Consider the following 17,384-nt stretch of genomic DNA (forward strand, 5'->3'; position numbering starts at 1 on the left):
GGCCAGGTCTATCATCGTGGAATTGGCCAGGCAGCGGAGTTTCTCCTGGGCCAGTTCCTTCTTCAGGCGCTTCAGTTCTGCTTCATGCGCCTTGCGCTCCTCGAGCAGCTGGGCGCGAAGCTCGTCGAGCGTGGTTGGCAGTTCTTCGTGTTTCATAAGCAAGGGAATTGATGAGTTGTCGGGGTGGCCGTACGCGCGGAGGTATCCGAAGAATGTCGCCACGGGAATGCCGGCACTCGCGGAAAAGGCGCGTATCGACAGGCCACTCGTGAGGTACCGACGTAATAACTCTAATTTTTCGATTTCATTGTACTGTTTCATGACTTTTTACTTCTTTGGGTTGATGTAAACTGTCAACTTATTCAGTACAGGTCAAGGTCAGGCGGGGCTAACGGCAAGGCCGGAGCGGAGGCGGAGGCTTCTGTAACGGAAATGAGAAGAAAAAACATATAGGAAATTACGTGCCGTCCGAAAAAAATCCGTAACTTTGCTTTCAGTAAACATGCAACTGCGGCGGCTGCCTTGGCTGCCAACGGGATGAGTATCGGGCTTTGGAAACAGCAGCTGCGAGGCTTTTGGCCGCTGCTGCAGGCAGGTCGGCAACGCCCGTTTAACACTGCATGGAGAGTGATAACCCACAATGGCAACAAACGATTCTGACAACCTGAAGCCCCAGACGGATATTGACGATGCTGCTTGTTTCGACAATATCTACCGTGCTCACGTACAGGATATGTACAGCTACGGCATCAGGCTCGGCATACCTGCCGACACGGCGGAGGACTTTATCCAGGACATCTTTGTGAGACTGCTGCTCAACCCAGGCCGCATCAGCGAGGTAAAGAACATGAAGGCCTACCTGATGTTTGCCATGAAGAACCACTGGCAGAACCACCTGCGCGACTCGAAGCACCTTGTTGACATTACGGACAAGGGCGCCGACTTCAGCGTAGAGGAAAGTGCGCTTGACTGCATCATCGACAACGAGGAGCGCGCGAGGGTGTCGAAGCGGCTGAACCGCATGCTCACGGCACTTACCCCGCGGCAACGCGAGGCCGTGTTCCTGCGCTACATCTACGGTTTGCCTTACGAGGACGTGGCCCAGTTGCTGGAGATGTCGATACCCTCGGCCCGCAACATCGTCTCACGTGCACTCCGCCAGATGAGGAACTGCGACAGTGAGGCGCTGATGTTTTTCTACTTTTTCTTTCATTTTTTCATGCGCGGATGATGATGTTTCTGTTTTCCGGTGTCTTTATAGTAGTATACCATTATTTCTACTACGCCGATGCCAAGAGAAAACAAAGACCAACATACGTCCGTATTCGGATTGCTCCGTGACGGGAAACTGCGGCAATCCATCCGTAAAAGCAAGAACATGGACAGCCGCGAGGCCGAAGAACTGCTGGCGCGTATCAAGCGTCAGTACGCCGAACGGCGGCACAGGCGCACGCTGCTGCGGCGCTGGATTTCGGCTGCAGCCGTAGTCATAGTCGTACTTGTGGGCGGTGCAGGGCTTTACCTTACGCGTTTAAACACGCCGTTGCCCCTTACGAGCATGGCCGGACTGCTGCCCGGATCGCCCGATGTGCAGCTCATTGTGGGCACACAGCGCTACCTCTTCGCCCGGAATACTGACTTCAGCATCAGCGGCAACACCATCATAGCCCGTTCGGCACAGCAGAGCAAGACCATAGAGATGGACCCCAGGCTGGCCATGAACAGGGTGTACGCGCCGCGCGGACGCAAGTCGAACCTCGTACTGGCCGACGGCACGACGGTAAACATCAACTCCGAGTCATCGTTCACCTTCCCTTCCTCATTCCCGGACGTACGCCGCGACGTGAGCCTCGCCGGCGAGGCCTTCTTCAAGGTGGCCAAGAACGCCGCGAAACCGTTCACCGTGAGCACCGCCTCCTTCAACGTGCAGGTTACGGGAACGCAGTTCAACGTGAACGCCTACACGGCCGACAAGGTAAAGACGGTTGTGCTGGCGGAGGGCGGCGTGCGCATAACATCGAAGGACCTGCGCCGCACGGTGAACATGAAACCTGACGAGTTGCTGACCATGCAGGTCGGCGAGTGGAGCATCAGCCACGTATCGGCCCAGGACTACACATGCTGGAAGGACGGCTACATGCTGCTGCAGGACATGACGCTCTCGGAAGTTCTGCACCATCTCTCGCGCCACTACGGCACCAACATCAGCTGCAGCAGCAAGATAGAGCGACTGAAATGCTCGGGCAAGCTCATGCTCTTTGACAACGAGGAAAGCACCGTGGCCTCACTGGCCACCATCTTCAACCTTAAATACACAAAGAAACAAGGAAAGATAATCATTTATATGTGAAAAACAAAACAAAGCCATGAATGAAAAAATCAGATTCTTAGCGCAATCCATGAGATGCAGAGAGAGTTTTAAGTTCGCCAAGGTGCTTCTTGTGCTGTTGCTCATGGCCAGTGCCATCCAGGCCCGGCCCAACGACAAGCCCGAAACCTTTACCCTGAAATTCACCAACACCGCCATCATTGACGTGCTGAAGAACATCGAGAAAAACAGCGACTACGTGTTCCTCTACTCCTCGAGCCTGAAGAGTGCACTGCAGGAGAAGGTAAGCCTGAACGTAAAGAACGCAAGCATCAGGGAACTGATGAACCGCGTGCTGGGCGGCACGGCACTGAGGTACCGCATAGACCAGCGACAGATAACCATCACCCGCACGGAGCACGCCCAGGCCACCCAGCAGCACCCCACGCTGAAGGTTACGGGCGTGGTGACCGACGAGAACGGGGACCCTGCCGTAGGAGCAACTATCAAGGAAAAGGGAACTATCAATGGTACCGTGACGGATGCTCAGGGTACATTCTCCTTGAATGTGCCTGGTGATGCAATCTTGACTATTACGTATGTTGGATATCAAGAAAAAGAAATTCGCTTGAAAGGGAGAACTTTGATAGCTATCTCCATGATACCAGACAACAAAGTCTTGGACGAAGTAGTTGTCGTAGGATTTGGAAAACAGAAAAAGGAGTCTCTAGTAGGAGCTGTACAGGCTGTAAAGCCGGAGGATTTGAAGATAACCTCCAGCAATCTCTCAACTTTTTTTGCAGGTAATGTTCCCGGTATCATTGCAAGGCAGACCACTGGAGAGCCTGGATATGATAATGCCGAATTCTATATCCGAGGCGTATCTACTTTTGGTAGTAACAAAAGTCCGCTGATAATTCTCGATGGTGTAGAAATCAGCACTGAGATGCTGAATAACATTCCGCCTGAATCAATAGAGTCTTTTTCTGTCCTGAAAGATGCCACAGCTACATCACTATACGGTTCGAGAGGTGCAAACGGTGTCATTATCGTTAATACCAAACATGGCACGTTATCTGAGAAAATGAAGATAGATGTCCGTTTGGATAACACTTTCTCTTCGCCAACAAAGATACAGGATATGGCAAACGGGTTAACCTTTATGCAAATGTATAATGAAGCTATCTACAATGAGGCCAAATTTACAGGCCAAGATTACGTGCCCTATTATAGCAATGACAAAATAGAAAACACTCGAAAGAAAGCAAATCCCTATCTGTTTCCGAACAACGATTGGTATAGCAAGCTGTTCAAGGATGTGGCGATTAGTCAAAACTTGAATCTTAGTATTAGAGGAGGTAGTAAACTCATAACCTATTTCCTGAATGCGGGTATCTTTTATGAGAATGGCATAGTCCGTCAACCTACAGAGAACACTGCATTAGATGTGACTATGCGAAGCAAAAAGTACCTGTTCCAAAGCAACGTGTCAGCTCATATCACGCCAACTACGAAGATAGAACTGAATATGAATACGCAACTATTCTATTACCATGCGCCGAAAGAGAATATTACAAATCTCTTTTACTATACCATGCGTGTGAATCCCGTTGGTTTTCCGGTTACACTTCCAACACAAGATGGTGACACTTTTACACGCTATGGAATGAATACGCGACAGGGTGTGGGCGGATTACAGACAAACCCTTATGCTCTTTTAAGTTCGGGTTATACAGAGCGTAATTATGTGTATTCCACAACAGCCTTGAACATTGACCAGGATTTGAAGTTCATTACACCGGGACTGAAAGCGAATGCTTTAGCCTCGTTCTATAACTATAGTTATAACTGGCTTGACCATTGGATGGTACCATTCTATTATAAGGTCGCTGATGAATACCAAAATGGCGAGAATGGAGATTACATATACGACACAGAGTCCATCGGAGCACCCGGACAGCCCTACTTACAGTCAAACTCAGGTCGTGACCCTACGCAGACCGTATGGTCTCTACAAGCCAAACTGGACTATGCCCATACCTTTGGCAAGCATAATATCGGAGCTGCTTTGGTTTACCACATGAAAGAAATTAAAAAAGTAAAGGATAGTGGTAATGAGTATGATTTGCTTCCATATCGTGAACAGGGACTTGCCGGCCGCCTGACTTATGACTATGCTCATCGTTATTTAATGGAAGCGACATTTGGTTACAATGGTTCTGAAAATTTCAAGAGAGGAAATAGATTTGGCTTCTTTCCTGCTTTGGCATTGGGATGGACAATATCCAATGAGTCTTTCTTTAGGACTTTAAAGAATGTAATTCACAATTTCAAGATACGTGGTTCTTATGGACTGGTTGGTAATGATGCCCTGGCTACACGCTTTCCGTACATAACAACTATAGACATGTCTTCAGAAGGCGGATGGTGGATAGGCGATAACTATTCAAATATAAGAGTTCCTTGGGTAACGACTTACGGTAATGAGAATGCCACATGGGAAAAATCAAAGAAGTTTAATATCGGAGCAGATGTAAATGTATTGGGTAGCATAGATATCTCTTTCGATTATTTCACTGAACATCGTACTGGGATATTCATGCAACGCCAGTCAATCTTGTCAACTGCAGGCTATGGCGGGAATCGTCCCTTTGCCAATATAGGAGCTGTAAAGAACAAGGGTGTTGACATGAGTGCTGTTTATACGAAAGTATATTCTAAAGATTTCACCATGAAATTTAATGGTAGCTTTACTTATGCGCATAATGAGATGACGGAAGTAGACGAACCTAAGAATGTTGAGACATATTATTCGCGGATAGGACATCCCATCAACAGCATTCGTGGACTTGTGGCTGATGGTCTTTTTACATCTCAGGAAGAAATAGATAAATCACCAAGGCAAGAACTGGGAACCTATACCCTAGGAGATATCAAGTATAAAGACCTTAACGGTGACAATAAGATTGACTTGAATGATGTAACAACTATAGGAAATCCGGAAATTCCGGAAATTATCTATGGTTTTGGTGGCACGGTCAAGTATAAGAAGTTTGATTGTTCGTTCATGTTCCAAGGAGCAGGAAAGGTTAGTTTAATGATGACAGACATCCACCCGTTTGTTGATAAATCGGGTGACGGCTATGGCATTTCGCAATACATTGTCGACAATCATTGGTCAGAGACTAACAACAATGCTCGTGCTGCCTACCCACGATTGTCTTCCACTTTCGTAAACAATGATGTACAAACCAGCTCTTTTTACTTACGTAACGGGAGCTACATGCGCCTTAAAAATGCAGAATTCGGCTATACGCCACTCTCTTGGATGCGTATATACCTCGCAGCTACCAACATTTTTACCATTTCTCCTTTCAAGACATGGGATCCCGAAATGGGTAGTGGCAACGGATTGAGATATCCGTTGCAACGTACATTCAAGATAGGAGTGCAATTTCATTATTAATTTATGGCAAACAATATTCAATCATGATGAAAAGTATATATATTCAAATATTGGAAACAACGGCAATGGGACTGATACTTGTTTCTTGCAACTTTCTGGATGTTGTGCCAGAAGGCAGTGCCACTACGGAAGACATTTACAAGACACAAGCTCAGGCAGAGAAAATGGTAATAGGTTGTTATAGTGAAATACCCAATTACTTCCATCCTCAAAATTTTCCTGATGTAACGGGCTCAGATGAGATGGTTATGGGACACCGTGCAACAACGAGATGGTTCCATTATAAAAGCCTGATGAACGGAGATGAGTCGTCAAGTACAACTTATTATGGGCTGTGGAGTAATACGGCAAGTTCCTATCCTACGGGTGCTGTTAAGAAAGATATATGGAATGCCGTCCGTTACTGCTATAATGTAATTAATAATTTGGACAAGGTGCCTGATATTACAGAGGAGAACAAGAAAACCTGGAAAGGAGAAGCTCTCTTCCTAATAGCTTACTATCATCAGATTATGTTGGAATACTATGGTCCCATATTTATGGTAAAAGAAGAAAAAGCATCCGACATGCCTTCTAATCTCATGCGTTCACCTTATGATGAATGTGTAGATTTTATAGCTGACAAATATGATGAGTCTGCCAAACTTTTACCTGCAGTACGGGCGAGCGGAGAGAAAAACAGAGCAACTTCAGCTGCAGCCTTAGGCTATAAAGCTCGTCTCCTGCTATATGCCGCTTCGCCACTGGTCAATGGTAATGCTGAGTTCTATACGGATTTTAAAAATCCAGATGGGAAATCGCTTATGAATCTTAATTATGACAGGGAGAAGTGGAAAAAAGCCATGGATGCATCAGAGGAAGCTATTAAGTTGAGTGAAGCTAATGGATACAAGCTCTATGGAGGCGACGCTGCAAATGCCGAGCGGGGTAGGAAAAACTATCATGAGGCTTTTGTCGGTGGTAATTCTGGAGCTTTCAACAACTGGGATGAAATTCTTTTTGGCCTTGCCGATCAAGGCACCATTTCTTATTGTATCAAAAACATGGCTCCTCGTATTGGTTTCAGCTCATACAGTTCCAAGGGATTCAGGGGATATATGTTCCCTACATGGAGCTGCGCCACACGGTATTTTACGGACAAGGGGCTCCCTTGGACCGATGATCCCGATACAAAAAACCTAAAGCCGGAGATGCTTGTTTCTTCTCCCGATTATCCTGCCGAGAAGACTTCATGCTTCTATCTGCACAGAGAACCACGTTTCTATGCTTCTATTGGTTTTGACCGCGGTAAGTTCGAAATACAGAATGGTACCATAATGTTGAAATGTCGGAGAGGAGAAACGCAACAGGATGACGGTGTAGAAAGCCACGAATACCAGTGCGATAACGGACTTTATTGTCAGAAATGGATTTCAAGCAAAGACTCCTATAACGCAACACAGGATAAAATAACCTATAATAGCTGGGTGTTCCCTTATCTGCGGTTGGCAGAGTTGTATCTTGATTATGTCGAGGCCGACTTCGAATATAACAAGGAGCTGAGTGCTAAAAGCCTGTCTTATTTAAACAAAATCCGGAGTCGCTGCGGACTCCCAAGTTTTCAGGATTCATGGAGTTATGTTGGTGGCATTCCTACTGATGAAGCTAAATTGCGGAATGTCATTCATGACGAGCGCTCTAACGAACTGGCTATGGAGGGAAGAAGATTCCACGATATACGCAGGTGGAAGATTATGGAAAAGGTGCTATGCCGAAAAGAGAAATCCTGGAACATTGCCGGAAAGACCGCGGAGGATTATTACAAATTAACGGAAATGAATGATGGCTCCTACATAGACCGATCCAAGATAATGGCTCCTAAGAGTTATTGGCTTGCTATACCTATAGACCAGATGCAGATTGACTATAATTTAGTACAAAACCCTGGCTATTGATGAATATTCGCATTTTTATTGAGTAGATAGTAATTACATATTTTGTATTATTACTGTCAGCTATAACTCTTTTAGCTTAAAATAAATTAGGGTTGAACTCCATGCATGGAATTCAACCCTATTAATTATTGTTTTTACAGCCTCCGCCAAGTGGCGCTGCAGGGTGTGAGAAAAAACTTTCTTGCCGCAAAGCGACTGGCAATCGTCAGTTTTGTGTATCTTTGTCGCAGAGATATATTTGAGGCTGACAGTACAGCCGGAACAAGAAAACGAACCAAACGAACTGAAAGATGAAACTGCAGAACATCAAGTACGCGGGCTGTGTGGCAGCCATTGCCGGAGGTTGGGCCATCCTGCTTAATACCGTTCTGGGCTATATCAAATACGTTAATTCATACGGAATTCTTTTAATCCTTACGCTGATGGCTGCAGCTTTCCTGTCGGCCTGGGCAAGCGTGGTTTATACGCCAAAGGCCACCAAAATGCAGCGCATCGTGAACCTACTGATGCTATCGGTGGTTGTTTCGTTCGTACTCATGGTGTGCTTTCTCAAGTTCAGTTTTGTAGATGTGCTGTTCATCTTGCCCTACTTCGTTCCGATATGGCTATGCCTCAGCGTGCCGCCCGCTATCCTCACGGCCTTCATTCTGAAAGCACCACCCGAAAAGGAGGATGAAGACAACGGGAGCGAATAAGGCCGCAGCAACGAAAAAACGGGCATCCGCGTGGTGGCGGATGCCCGTTCAGAGTTTGGTGGCGGTGATGTTTTACTCGTACCGGATGGCCTCTATCGGGTCCAACTGTGCGGCTTTCTTGGCCGGATACCAGCCGAAGAACACGCCCGTAAACGTGCACACAGCAAAGCTCATGATGAATGTCGATGCCGCGGGCGACCACGCCGTCGAAATTCGATTAAAAATCGCGTCCCGTTAACCGAGGTTAAAGCCCAAAGGAAAGAAGCCTTGACATAGCTCATTTACACAACCTTTTATCTATTCCTTCCGGGTTCAGATTTGGTCCACCTCCAGCTGTATAGCCACAGCTTTCGCCCGTTATCCAGGGAGAAACCCAAAATGAGTATAATTCTCCTTGTTTAAGATAAAACTTAAAATGGACATTCTTCTTATTAATTGATGCAAGATTCTTCTTGTTTTTCCAAGTAATGAGCCATTTTGTACTATTACGCCCTTTCATTGCAATGCAATCTTTATGAGAGAATCCAGGAATTATATTGCCTTCTTCGTCGAGAATTTCAATTTTAAGTACTCCTTCTCTCATATCAGCGTTTACAAAAAGATATTCTCCGTTGAATGTAATAGTTTCTGTCTCAAGAAATCCTTCTTGATTTCCTGATTGCATAGAAACAAATCCATCTCTACGCAGAGTGGCAAGTCCTGTAGAACTATATCCATCCCAAAATATCTTATTTAGTCTTCTACCACTTGAATAAAAATAGAGCGAGTCTCCAACGATTAAAGGAACGCCATTGATGCTTTGCATATTTCCCCAGTTCCAAGCTCCTTTTTTTTCATTTACGTTCATAAAAGGAGCATGGGTAGGACGTGAAAAATGGAATCCGTCTCGACTATATCCTAAAGATATAACATTTCTCTTTTGTATACTATCTCTAGCACATATATTATTCTCAGGTCCTTGCCATGCAGAGTAGAATCCTAACATAATACTTTCATAGGGGATACAATCAAAATTATATATACCAGGTTTGGTCTCTGTATACTTTTCATGATGTAATTCCTTATCGTCTGGAGTAAACCAAAAAACTATATTTTTGTCTTGTACATCTTTTCGGGTTCTATGTGCGATACTGACCAGCATCTCAGGGTCAGGATGTTCTACGTAAGCTCGTGAGCGTGATGATATGTCGGTGCTATAACGCATACTCAATCCCCATTTGTTTGTAAATGGATTATAGAAGGCTGTTGTCCTATCAAAAAGGTCTCCACTTTGGGCCACGCCTTTACTCCAATGAATACCATCAGATGAGTACTTTAAGACCATTTGCCATCGTCCATCGGTAGCCCTTCTTTCGATGTTAAAGAACTTCCAGCGTTTATTGAAGTCTTTTTCATTTCTATCTAACCATATTGTTGCAGCGTCTCGATTGCAAGTATCCACAATATTTGTATTGCCGTATAGCCCTAGATTAGGTTTTATCCATTTTTTTCCGTCGTTTGATTCAGCATAACATGTATGGAAAGTTTGGCGTCCATTATCGTACTCGTTATTTGCTCCGGCCAAATACCACATTTTGTATTTATTATCAAGCTCGTCATACCAGATACCATCGCTGAAAGGAGCTGCGTATGGTACTCCATTTCTTGTTTTTTCCCATTCCTTATCTGGCTCTAAAACAGGATTTCCCTCATAAAAGTGAGGAGTATGGAATATTCTTTTTAAGTTAGTGGAACTAATGAGAAAATCATCGACAAATAATTGCCGGCCGACATTAATAGGTATAACTCGTGGTTTTGTTTGCAGATATGGAACAGGCATTTCTACTCTTTTTGTCGGGATTTCTATTCTAGGAGGCCATTGTTTAGGCAATTCTATTCCATTGCTTAAAGTTTGCGCATACGCACTTTCAAGCGTTGATAATAATAAGAAACTTATGAATACTAATTTCATTTTTCAAAATTTAATAGAGAGGAAATTTTATAAAAAAAACTCTCTTACTTTATATTTAATTCCAACCAGGATTATTTGAGGTGATGTATGGATTTCCTTCTACTTCATCGACTGGTATAGGTAACCATTCATCTTTATTTTCTTGGAAACCTAGATACTTTGATGTTGTATACTGTTTAAAGTTAGGATCATTAGCCTCTAAATAGTGGAAACGTGATACGACCTTTCCCCAACGAAGCAAATCAAAGAACCGATGACCTTCACCCGTCAACTCTAGTATACGTTCATTTTCAATATCATCCATATTCAGGCTCGTAAGAGCAGGAAGATTTACACTTTTCCTTGCGCGTACTCGATTAACAGCTTCTAATGCGCTTATAGACCCTTGTTTTCCTCCAGAGAGTACGGCCTCGGCATACATAAGAAGTACGTCTGCATAACGGATATATACATAATTCAGACCATTTGCCCGGAGATTCCACAGATACATGTTGTTACCGGGATTTACAGTAGGTAGAGTCCAGTCGATACCCTTGCGACATGCACTTTTATATTTCCCGGCTTGGGTATTGACAGATGCGAAGCCGTTGTTTCCATAGAAATCCCTGAACTTCTTACCGTCAAAAATGCGGACTGTATCTCCGGATTTAGCATTGATGGCACTGTTTGTATCATCAAAGATTAAAGTGCCGAACATTCGAGAATCTGTCTTGCCATTTGCATCTTTGGATGCAACGAACGTATTATAAACCCAATCATGTATTACATGATCTGCTGTTGTTTTGTTTGATGGTGGATTCCATCCTCTAGGGTCTCTCCATACACCAGAGCTTGTTGTTCCTGGATTGAATCCGGTATTTACAGCATCCCCCATAAATTGAAGTTCGAAGATGGATTCATCGTTGTTTTCTGTGGCAACTTTGAAGTTATCATTATAATCATCCATTAATTTATATGTCCCATGCTTACCACTTATTATTTCATCGAAGCATTCAGCGGCTTCATTATAATATGTCTTCTCTGAATGGCCATAGTATTTCTCAATACCACTCCTATATAGGTATGCCTTACCCAACAGCGATGTAGCAGAACCACTAGTTACTCTGCCAATATTGTCGCCAGTCCAGTAACCCTTTTTAGGTAATAATTCTTTTGCCTTTTTCAGGTCACTGATAATAAAATCCCAAGTTTCCTCAGGTTTAGCCTGTGGTCTGTAATCTTTTGTTGAAGATGGGAATCGGTCCATTAGTGGAATATTACGGTATTCTAGAAATAGAAACCAATGAGCAAAGGCCCTTAGGAAATACGCCTCACCCAGATAGGCTTTTTTAAGTTCCTGATTAGTAAAATCCACCTTGTCTACAGTCTCTATTATCTGGCATGCCTGCGATGCTGCCGTATAGAAAAGGCTATATGGCTGTACGATGGTATAGTATGAAGATGTCAGACTGGCATTATACTGGCCTGGCAATCCGTAGTCAGATCTGTCACTACTTTCGTCACTACGATTTGCTAAAATCCTTGTACCTGAAGCTCCCATACATCTAGGAGTGGTGATATACGAATATATTCCTAGGACTCCTTTATTCACACTTTCTGGAGATGTATAGTATGAGGTAACATCTTGTTGGTTGGGATTTATAGCTAAATTATCAAATGTGGATTCGCAGCTTATGAGTGCTAAACTTACAACTACTGTTATAATATATATTATATGTTTCATAATGATGTCGTTATTAAAGGGTTATGTTAATACCGAAATTCCATGATCTGGCATTGATGCGCGGTGCATTTCTGTACAAGCCGTCGATACCTCTGTCAAAAAGAGTATTACTACTTACTTCTGGATCGTAAAGAGGATATGATGTTATGGTAAAGAGATTTAGTACCCCTACATATATTCGGCATGCAGAAATAAAGTTAGTTTTTTGAAGAAGTTTCTCATTGAAGTTATATCCTAATTGAATATTCTTGCAACGGAGATAAGAGCCATTTTCTACGTAGAAGCTACTAGGCAGTGAATTACCACCATAGTAATTATCTGTTTTGGCTATCGGTAGATTGCTGCTGCTATTTGTTGTGCTCCAGGACTTTAGCGCATCAACTAAGCAGTTATTATCATAGTTGAAGTAGAAATTATACTTCGCTGCTGCGAAAATATCATTGCCATGTGAACCTTGGAAAAACATTGTTAAGTCCCAGTTCTTATATCCTAAATTGATATTCAAGCCATAGGTAAAGTCTGGAGTAGGATTACCAATAACCTGCTTATCATTTTCAGCAACATCTTTGGCTGTTTTAGATGTTTCATCTGCGGATTCATATAGGAAATCGCCATTCTCATTGATGCCTGTAACCTTGTATCCCCAAAACGAACCGATGGGTAATCCTTCTTTCGTTATAGTCGGACGATCGTTGAATTTGGAACTCATCAAAGAGCCTCGGATAGGTTGTACTCCTTCGCCAAGTTTGATAACCTTGTTTTTCATGAATGTAATATTCCCTAGTATGTCAAACGACCAGTCTTTCCAGTGGTTTCTGTAGCCTAAGGTAAATTCCCATCCTTTATTTTCAACCGAAGCTGAATTATAGTAAGGCACATCAGGATTGTTTATTACAATCATTTGTCCGGATGACGGTAACGCCTCTAATGGGGCAAGTAAGTCATTATTGCGCTTGTAATAGTACTCTCCTGTGAATGTCAAGGTGTTGTTCAAGAATCCCATCTCAATACCCATATTCGAAGAGATAGCCTTCTCCCACTTTAAGTCTGATTGTGCGAATCTTGTTACATATCCAAATTGACGCTTGTTGTTGAGTATAGTGGGAACAGGACCGTAGGCTGTAGACACGAAAGAATAGGGGGTTATAAAATTCGCTCCCAGAACACCATAACTTGCACGTAATTTCATTTTTGAAATCCATGGGATGTTAAAGAACTTCTCTTCACTGACATTCCATCCAGCAGATACTGAGGGAAACCAGCCTGTACGATGGTTTTTCGCGAATTTAGAACTCTTATCACTACGTACACTTAACGACAGCATGTAACGATCCATATAGTCATAGTTCAGTCGTGCGAAGAAAGAGAGCAGTGCTGCGTCATATTCGTCAGACCCTACTACACCTACTCCATTATAAGTGGTAACACTTGCAGCCCCAAGGTCGTTAGTACCCGAATTAATCGACATTGTCCTATTCCATTCTTGCATCCAGCTTGTACCTAGCAGGGCATCAAAGGTGTGTCCGCTCATTTCTTTGTTATAGGTCAACAAGTTATCAATGGTGTAATTGAACTGCTCATTACGCGATTCTGCCAATGAAGTATATGGTTGACTGAACCTTGAATCGGCAACACCATTAGCATCCCAGTATGATGCGTATGCCGGAGTGTGGGTATAACCATGTGCATTAAGATAGCTTCCGGCAAACCCTATCTTATAAGCGAGTCCTTTAAAAATATCATACTTTACACTTACACTTCCTGTTATATCAGTTTTTTTCGTCCACTGATTTCGGTTATATATTTGTGCTAAACTATTGTCAATATCAATGTTTGTAGTTGCATAACCAAGTTCTGCCGGTGTAGAGATATACCGTCCATAGCTGTCTGTTACGGGGACTGTAGGTATTTCGATGGGGCGTGCAGTCGGAGGAGTTTGTTTCTTTGTAAATGCAACGGCAAGATTCTCAGCTACTGTGAAACGACCTTTCTGGTATGTACCATTGACACGTCCATTATATTTCTTGTAGTCTGATTGGATGATGATTCCTGTTTGATCTTGATACCCTAAGCTGGTGCTGAATGTAGAATATTCTCCTCCACCAGATACAGAAGCCCCAAAAGAATACATGGACGCATTACGATAATACAGGTCTTGCCAGTCTGTATCGGCATTGGGATTTGTAGGACTTGCATTTTCCTTAGCCACTTCGTATGCGGGGCTGTTGTTTGCCACGGTGGTGGCAAATTGTCTCCATTGGCTGGAATTCATGAAATCCAGCATGTGCATGGGAGTCTGGTAAGAGAAGTCAGAACTTAGTTCTACCTTTGTTTTACCAGCTCGTCCTGATTTTGTCGTAATTAGTACCACACCGTTGGCTGCACGTGAACCGTAGATTGCAGCAGCAGAACCATCTTTAAGAATCTCTATAGATTCAATATCCTTTGAATTCAAAGAGTTCAATCCGTTGTTGCTGAAAGCACCGTCAATAACATATAGTGGTTCTGTCGAGCCAAACGAACCAGCTCCACGTATCAGGATGCTTACATCACCTCCAGCTTCACCACCGTTCTGAAGAATTTCAACACCAGGTGCACGCCCTTGCAGTGCAGATGCTACATTTGTTGTTACCTGCTTAGCTAAATCAGAAGATTTAACTGTTGAGATAGATGCTGTGAGACTTGATTTCTTCTGCGTACCGTAACCCACAACCACCAATTCGTCGAGCGATTGTGCGTCTTCATTCATGACGATGTTGAGGGGTGCGCCACCTTTTGCCTCCACAGCCTGTGCTGTATAGCCGATGTAGGTCACTTCCAACGTGGCATTGGCAGCTACATTGTTTAGAGTGAAGTTGCCATCGAGGTCGGTAACGGTAGCTGCCGAGCTTCCTTTCACTTTGATAGCTGCGCCGATGAGCGGTTCTCCCTTAGAGTCTACCACCCGGCCCGATACCTTTTTAGTTTGCTGTGTGCTGTTAGTGCTGTGTGTTTGTCCGCTTGTCGCAGCGTCGGCAGTAGCGTCGCTGATGATAATGTGTTTGTTGCGTATTTCATAACGCATCTTCTGTCCTTTCAAAGCTGCGGTCAACAAATCGCTCATACGCATTTCGTGTCCTTTTACTCTTACTGGAGTATTCAGGTTTAATTTGCTATTGGAGTAGACCACCGAATAATCAGTCTGCTCTTCAATCAATTGGATAGTCTGTTTACAGGTCAGTCTGTTATTTTGCAACCTGATGGTCTCGTTTTGTCCAAACGCCATGAGCGTCGTAGCCAGAAACAATGCCAGCAAACCAAGCTTTCTTGTCTTGTGATGGAACATGGATTTTAGGTTTTGATAGTGTTATTAAATAAATGTGATTACATGATTATATAAAGTGTTAGGAGAGGATGTGTTTTCGTGGGTGATATGCTTGGGCGCACATCATCATGTGCCACCTCCTTTCCTATAGATACGGATAGTGTCGCCCCGGCGCTGGTACGAAGTTTCGCCCAATGCCCTGCATAACACATCAAGAACCTCTGTGAGCGATTCTTGGTTTGTAAATTTCATCGTGTAAGTATATGCTGTATTAATGTCTTGGTCAATGTTGATGTCTATTCCGTAGCGTCGTTCCATCGCACGTATAATCTCGCCGAGCGACTGGTCACTGAATACTAAATAGCCCTTGCGCCATGCTGTCTCGTCGGCCGTTTTGGCATGCAATACGCTGATAAGCTTGCTGTTACGGTTGAATACGGCTTGATAATGAGGGGCTATGCGCACCTGATTGCTCTTGTTGTCGGTCTCACTTACATTCACCGTCCCCTCAACCAGTGTCGTGACGATAAACTTATCTTCGGGGTAAGCCTTCACGTTGAAGTGCGTACCCAGCACGCGCACGTCTACTCCTCCGGCTTTGACGATGAATGGATGTTCGGCATCTCGTTGCACATCGAAGTAGGCTTCTCCGCTTACGTGCACCTGGCGGAGCGACTGATGGGCAAATGTGCTGGGATAGATAAGTGTACTTCCGGCATTGAGTTGCACGTGGGTACTGTCGGACAGGGTTATTGTTCGGGTTTCACCTTTAGGTACACGGATTTCTATCAAGGCCAAATCGTTAGTCTGCCAATAGCTCATGTAGGCCCACACGGCAAAGGCCGAGAGCAACGGCAACAACAGCATGGCAGCATATTGCAGCCATGCCGGCCGACGCTTCGAGCTGTTCTGCCCATTATCTATGCCTAAACTTATGTTTTGTTTACATAGGTTTAGCTGCTCTACAGTGTCTATATCAATATCTGTCGGAGTACGGTCCCAAAAATATCTTAGTGCCTCGTCGGTCTCTTCTTGATGTGCTTCGTCGGTGAGCCACATCATGACCTTGAGTCTGAAATCTTCAGGAAGCAATCCGCATGTATAGCTATTGAGAATGTGAATTAGCTTCTCTTTTGTCATTTTGTTAGATTATGAAGAACGTATCTTACAATTGTAAGAGTACAGGAATTTGTGAAATGCGTAATCACAAAGCGTTAATAAATGCCAAAGCCAAAGTAATGGTTATCTTTCTGATATCTGCAAGAGCCAAAGAAAGAACGTATCTTACAATTGTAAGAGTACAGGAATTTGTGAAATGCGTAATCACAAAGCGTTAATAAATGCCAAAGCCAAAGTAATGGTTATCTTTCTGATATCTGCAAGAGCCAAAGAAATATGCTTGTCCACGGTTCGTTTGCTGATATTCAGTTTGTCAGCAATTTCTTGGTGGCTCATATTTTCATATCTACTCATCTCGAAGATGCGCCTGCGCTGCCCCGGCATTTGGTCAATAGCTTCTCGAATACAGGCTTCCAATCGGCTTGTAAATTCCGGAGTATCAAGCTCAGGTACATCGGCTATTTCTGTATGCTGATTGTTAAGCCTCTCTATAATAATATGGTGTCTGATGCTGCGCAAAGCTGCGTTTCGCGCTGTGATATAGAAATAGTTATCCAGGTTTTGGATATTCCCCATACTTTGTCTCTTCTGCCATAGGTGTGTAAAAATATCCTGCGCTACGTCTTTGGCTTCGTCTTCGTCTCCTATAAACATAGTTACGAAGCGCAGCACCTTTCCATGGTATTTTAGGAAAAGTTTTTCAAACGCCTGCATACTATTATTGCTCAATTCTTGCAGTAGCGTTTCATCGCCCGTTTCGTATAGGCTCTTCACTTTATGCAAATAAAGAAGTGAAGCAAAAGTACTAAAAATGTTTGAAAGGTTATAAGAAATTCAGGAAAAATATATTGTGCTCCACATTTTTTAACGGCTTAACCTTTGTT

The 17,384-nt window shown here is 43.8% G+C and carries 11 protein-coding genes and 1 pseudogene; 5 read left to right on the forward strand and 7 right to left on the reverse strand.

Annotated elements, in window-relative coordinates; all coding sequences use genetic code 11:
- A partial coding sequence (locus BMW31_RS05335) for a transposase (protein WP_091822481.1) occupies nt 1-321 on the reverse strand: 321 nt, incomplete at its 3' end.
- A gap of 319 nt (nt 322-640) precedes the next feature.
- Between BMW31_RS05335 and BMW31_RS05340 the strand changes: the two genes are divergently transcribed.
- The 5 genes from BMW31_RS05340 to BMW31_RS05360 all read left to right on the forward strand — a co-directional run bounded on the left by BMW31_RS05340 (nt 641) and on the right by BMW31_RS05360 (nt 8,403).
- Nucleotides 641-1,231: an RNA polymerase sigma factor gene (locus BMW31_RS05340; protein WP_091822140.1), complete on the forward strand. Its 591-nt coding sequence runs from the start codon at nt 641-643 to the stop codon at nt 1,229-1,231.
- 57 nt (nt 1,232-1,288) lie between these two features.
- Complete coding sequence (locus BMW31_RS05345) at nt 1,289-2,350, forward strand: FecR family protein (protein WP_091822143.1); 1,062 nt, start codon at nt 1,289-1,291, stop codon at nt 2,348-2,350.
- 16 nt (nt 2,351-2,366) lie between these two features.
- On the forward strand, nt 2,367-5,774 hold the full coding sequence (locus tag BMW31_RS05350; RefSeq protein ID WP_143049154.1) for a TonB-dependent receptor: 3,408 nt from the start codon (nt 2,367-2,369) through the stop codon (nt 5,772-5,774).
- 23 nt (nt 5,775-5,797) lie between these two features.
- A complete protein-coding gene (locus BMW31_RS05355) occupies nt 5,798-7,708 on the forward strand; it encodes a RagB/SusD family nutrient uptake outer membrane protein (protein WP_255404831.1) in 1,911 nt (636 codons plus the stop codon).
- Nucleotides 7,709-7,998: 290 nt separating this feature from the next.
- Nucleotides 7,999-8,403 (forward strand): hypothetical protein, encoded by a 405-nt coding sequence (locus tag BMW31_RS05360; protein ID WP_091822145.1) that lies wholly within the window; start codon nt 7,999-8,001, stop codon nt 8,401-8,403.
- Nucleotides 8,404-8,475: 72 nt separating this feature from the next.
- Here BMW31_RS05360 and BMW31_RS13680 read toward each other — a convergent pair.
- The 6 genes and pseudogenes from BMW31_RS13680 to BMW31_RS05385 form a co-directional block, all read right to left on the reverse strand.
- Nucleotides 8,476-8,577 (reverse strand): annotated as a pseudogene (locus tag BMW31_RS13680) (ABC transporter permease); the annotation flags it as partial.
- A gap of 103 nt (nt 8,578-8,680) precedes the next feature.
- The gene (locus BMW31_RS05365; RefSeq protein ID WP_091822148.1) at nt 8,681-10,354 is read right to left on the reverse strand and encodes a hypothetical protein; all 1,674 of its coding nucleotides are present in this window, start codon (nt 10,352-10,354) and stop codon (nt 8,681-8,683) included.
- 55 nt (nt 10,355-10,409) lie between these two features.
- On the reverse strand, nt 10,410-12,077 hold the full coding sequence (locus BMW31_RS05370) for a RagB/SusD family nutrient uptake outer membrane protein (RefSeq protein ID WP_091822151.1): 1,668 nt from the start codon (nt 12,075-12,077) through the stop codon (nt 10,410-10,412).
- Nucleotides 12,078-12,090: 13 nt separating this feature from the next.
- A complete protein-coding gene (locus BMW31_RS05375; protein WP_091822154.1) occupies nt 12,091-15,402 on the reverse strand; it encodes a SusC/RagA family TonB-linked outer membrane protein in 3,312 nt (1,103 codons plus the stop codon).
- A gap of 105 nt (nt 15,403-15,507) precedes the next feature.
- Complete coding sequence (locus BMW31_RS05380; protein WP_091822157.1) at nt 15,508-16,521, reverse strand: FecR family protein; 1,014 nt, start codon at nt 16,519-16,521, stop codon at nt 15,508-15,510.
- A gap of 183 nt (nt 16,522-16,704) precedes the next feature.
- Nucleotides 16,705-17,274, reverse strand: coding sequence for an RNA polymerase sigma-70 factor (locus BMW31_RS05385; RefSeq protein WP_091822160.1), 570 nt, complete (start codon nt 17,272-17,274; stop codon nt 16,705-16,707).
- Between the last annotated feature and the right edge of the window lie 110 nt (nt 17,275-17,384).

This window comes from Prevotella sp. kh1p2 (assembly GCF_900111525.1).
In the GTDB taxonomy this organism is placed as follows: Bacteria; Bacteroidota; Bacteroidia; order Bacteroidales; family Bacteroidaceae; genus Prevotella.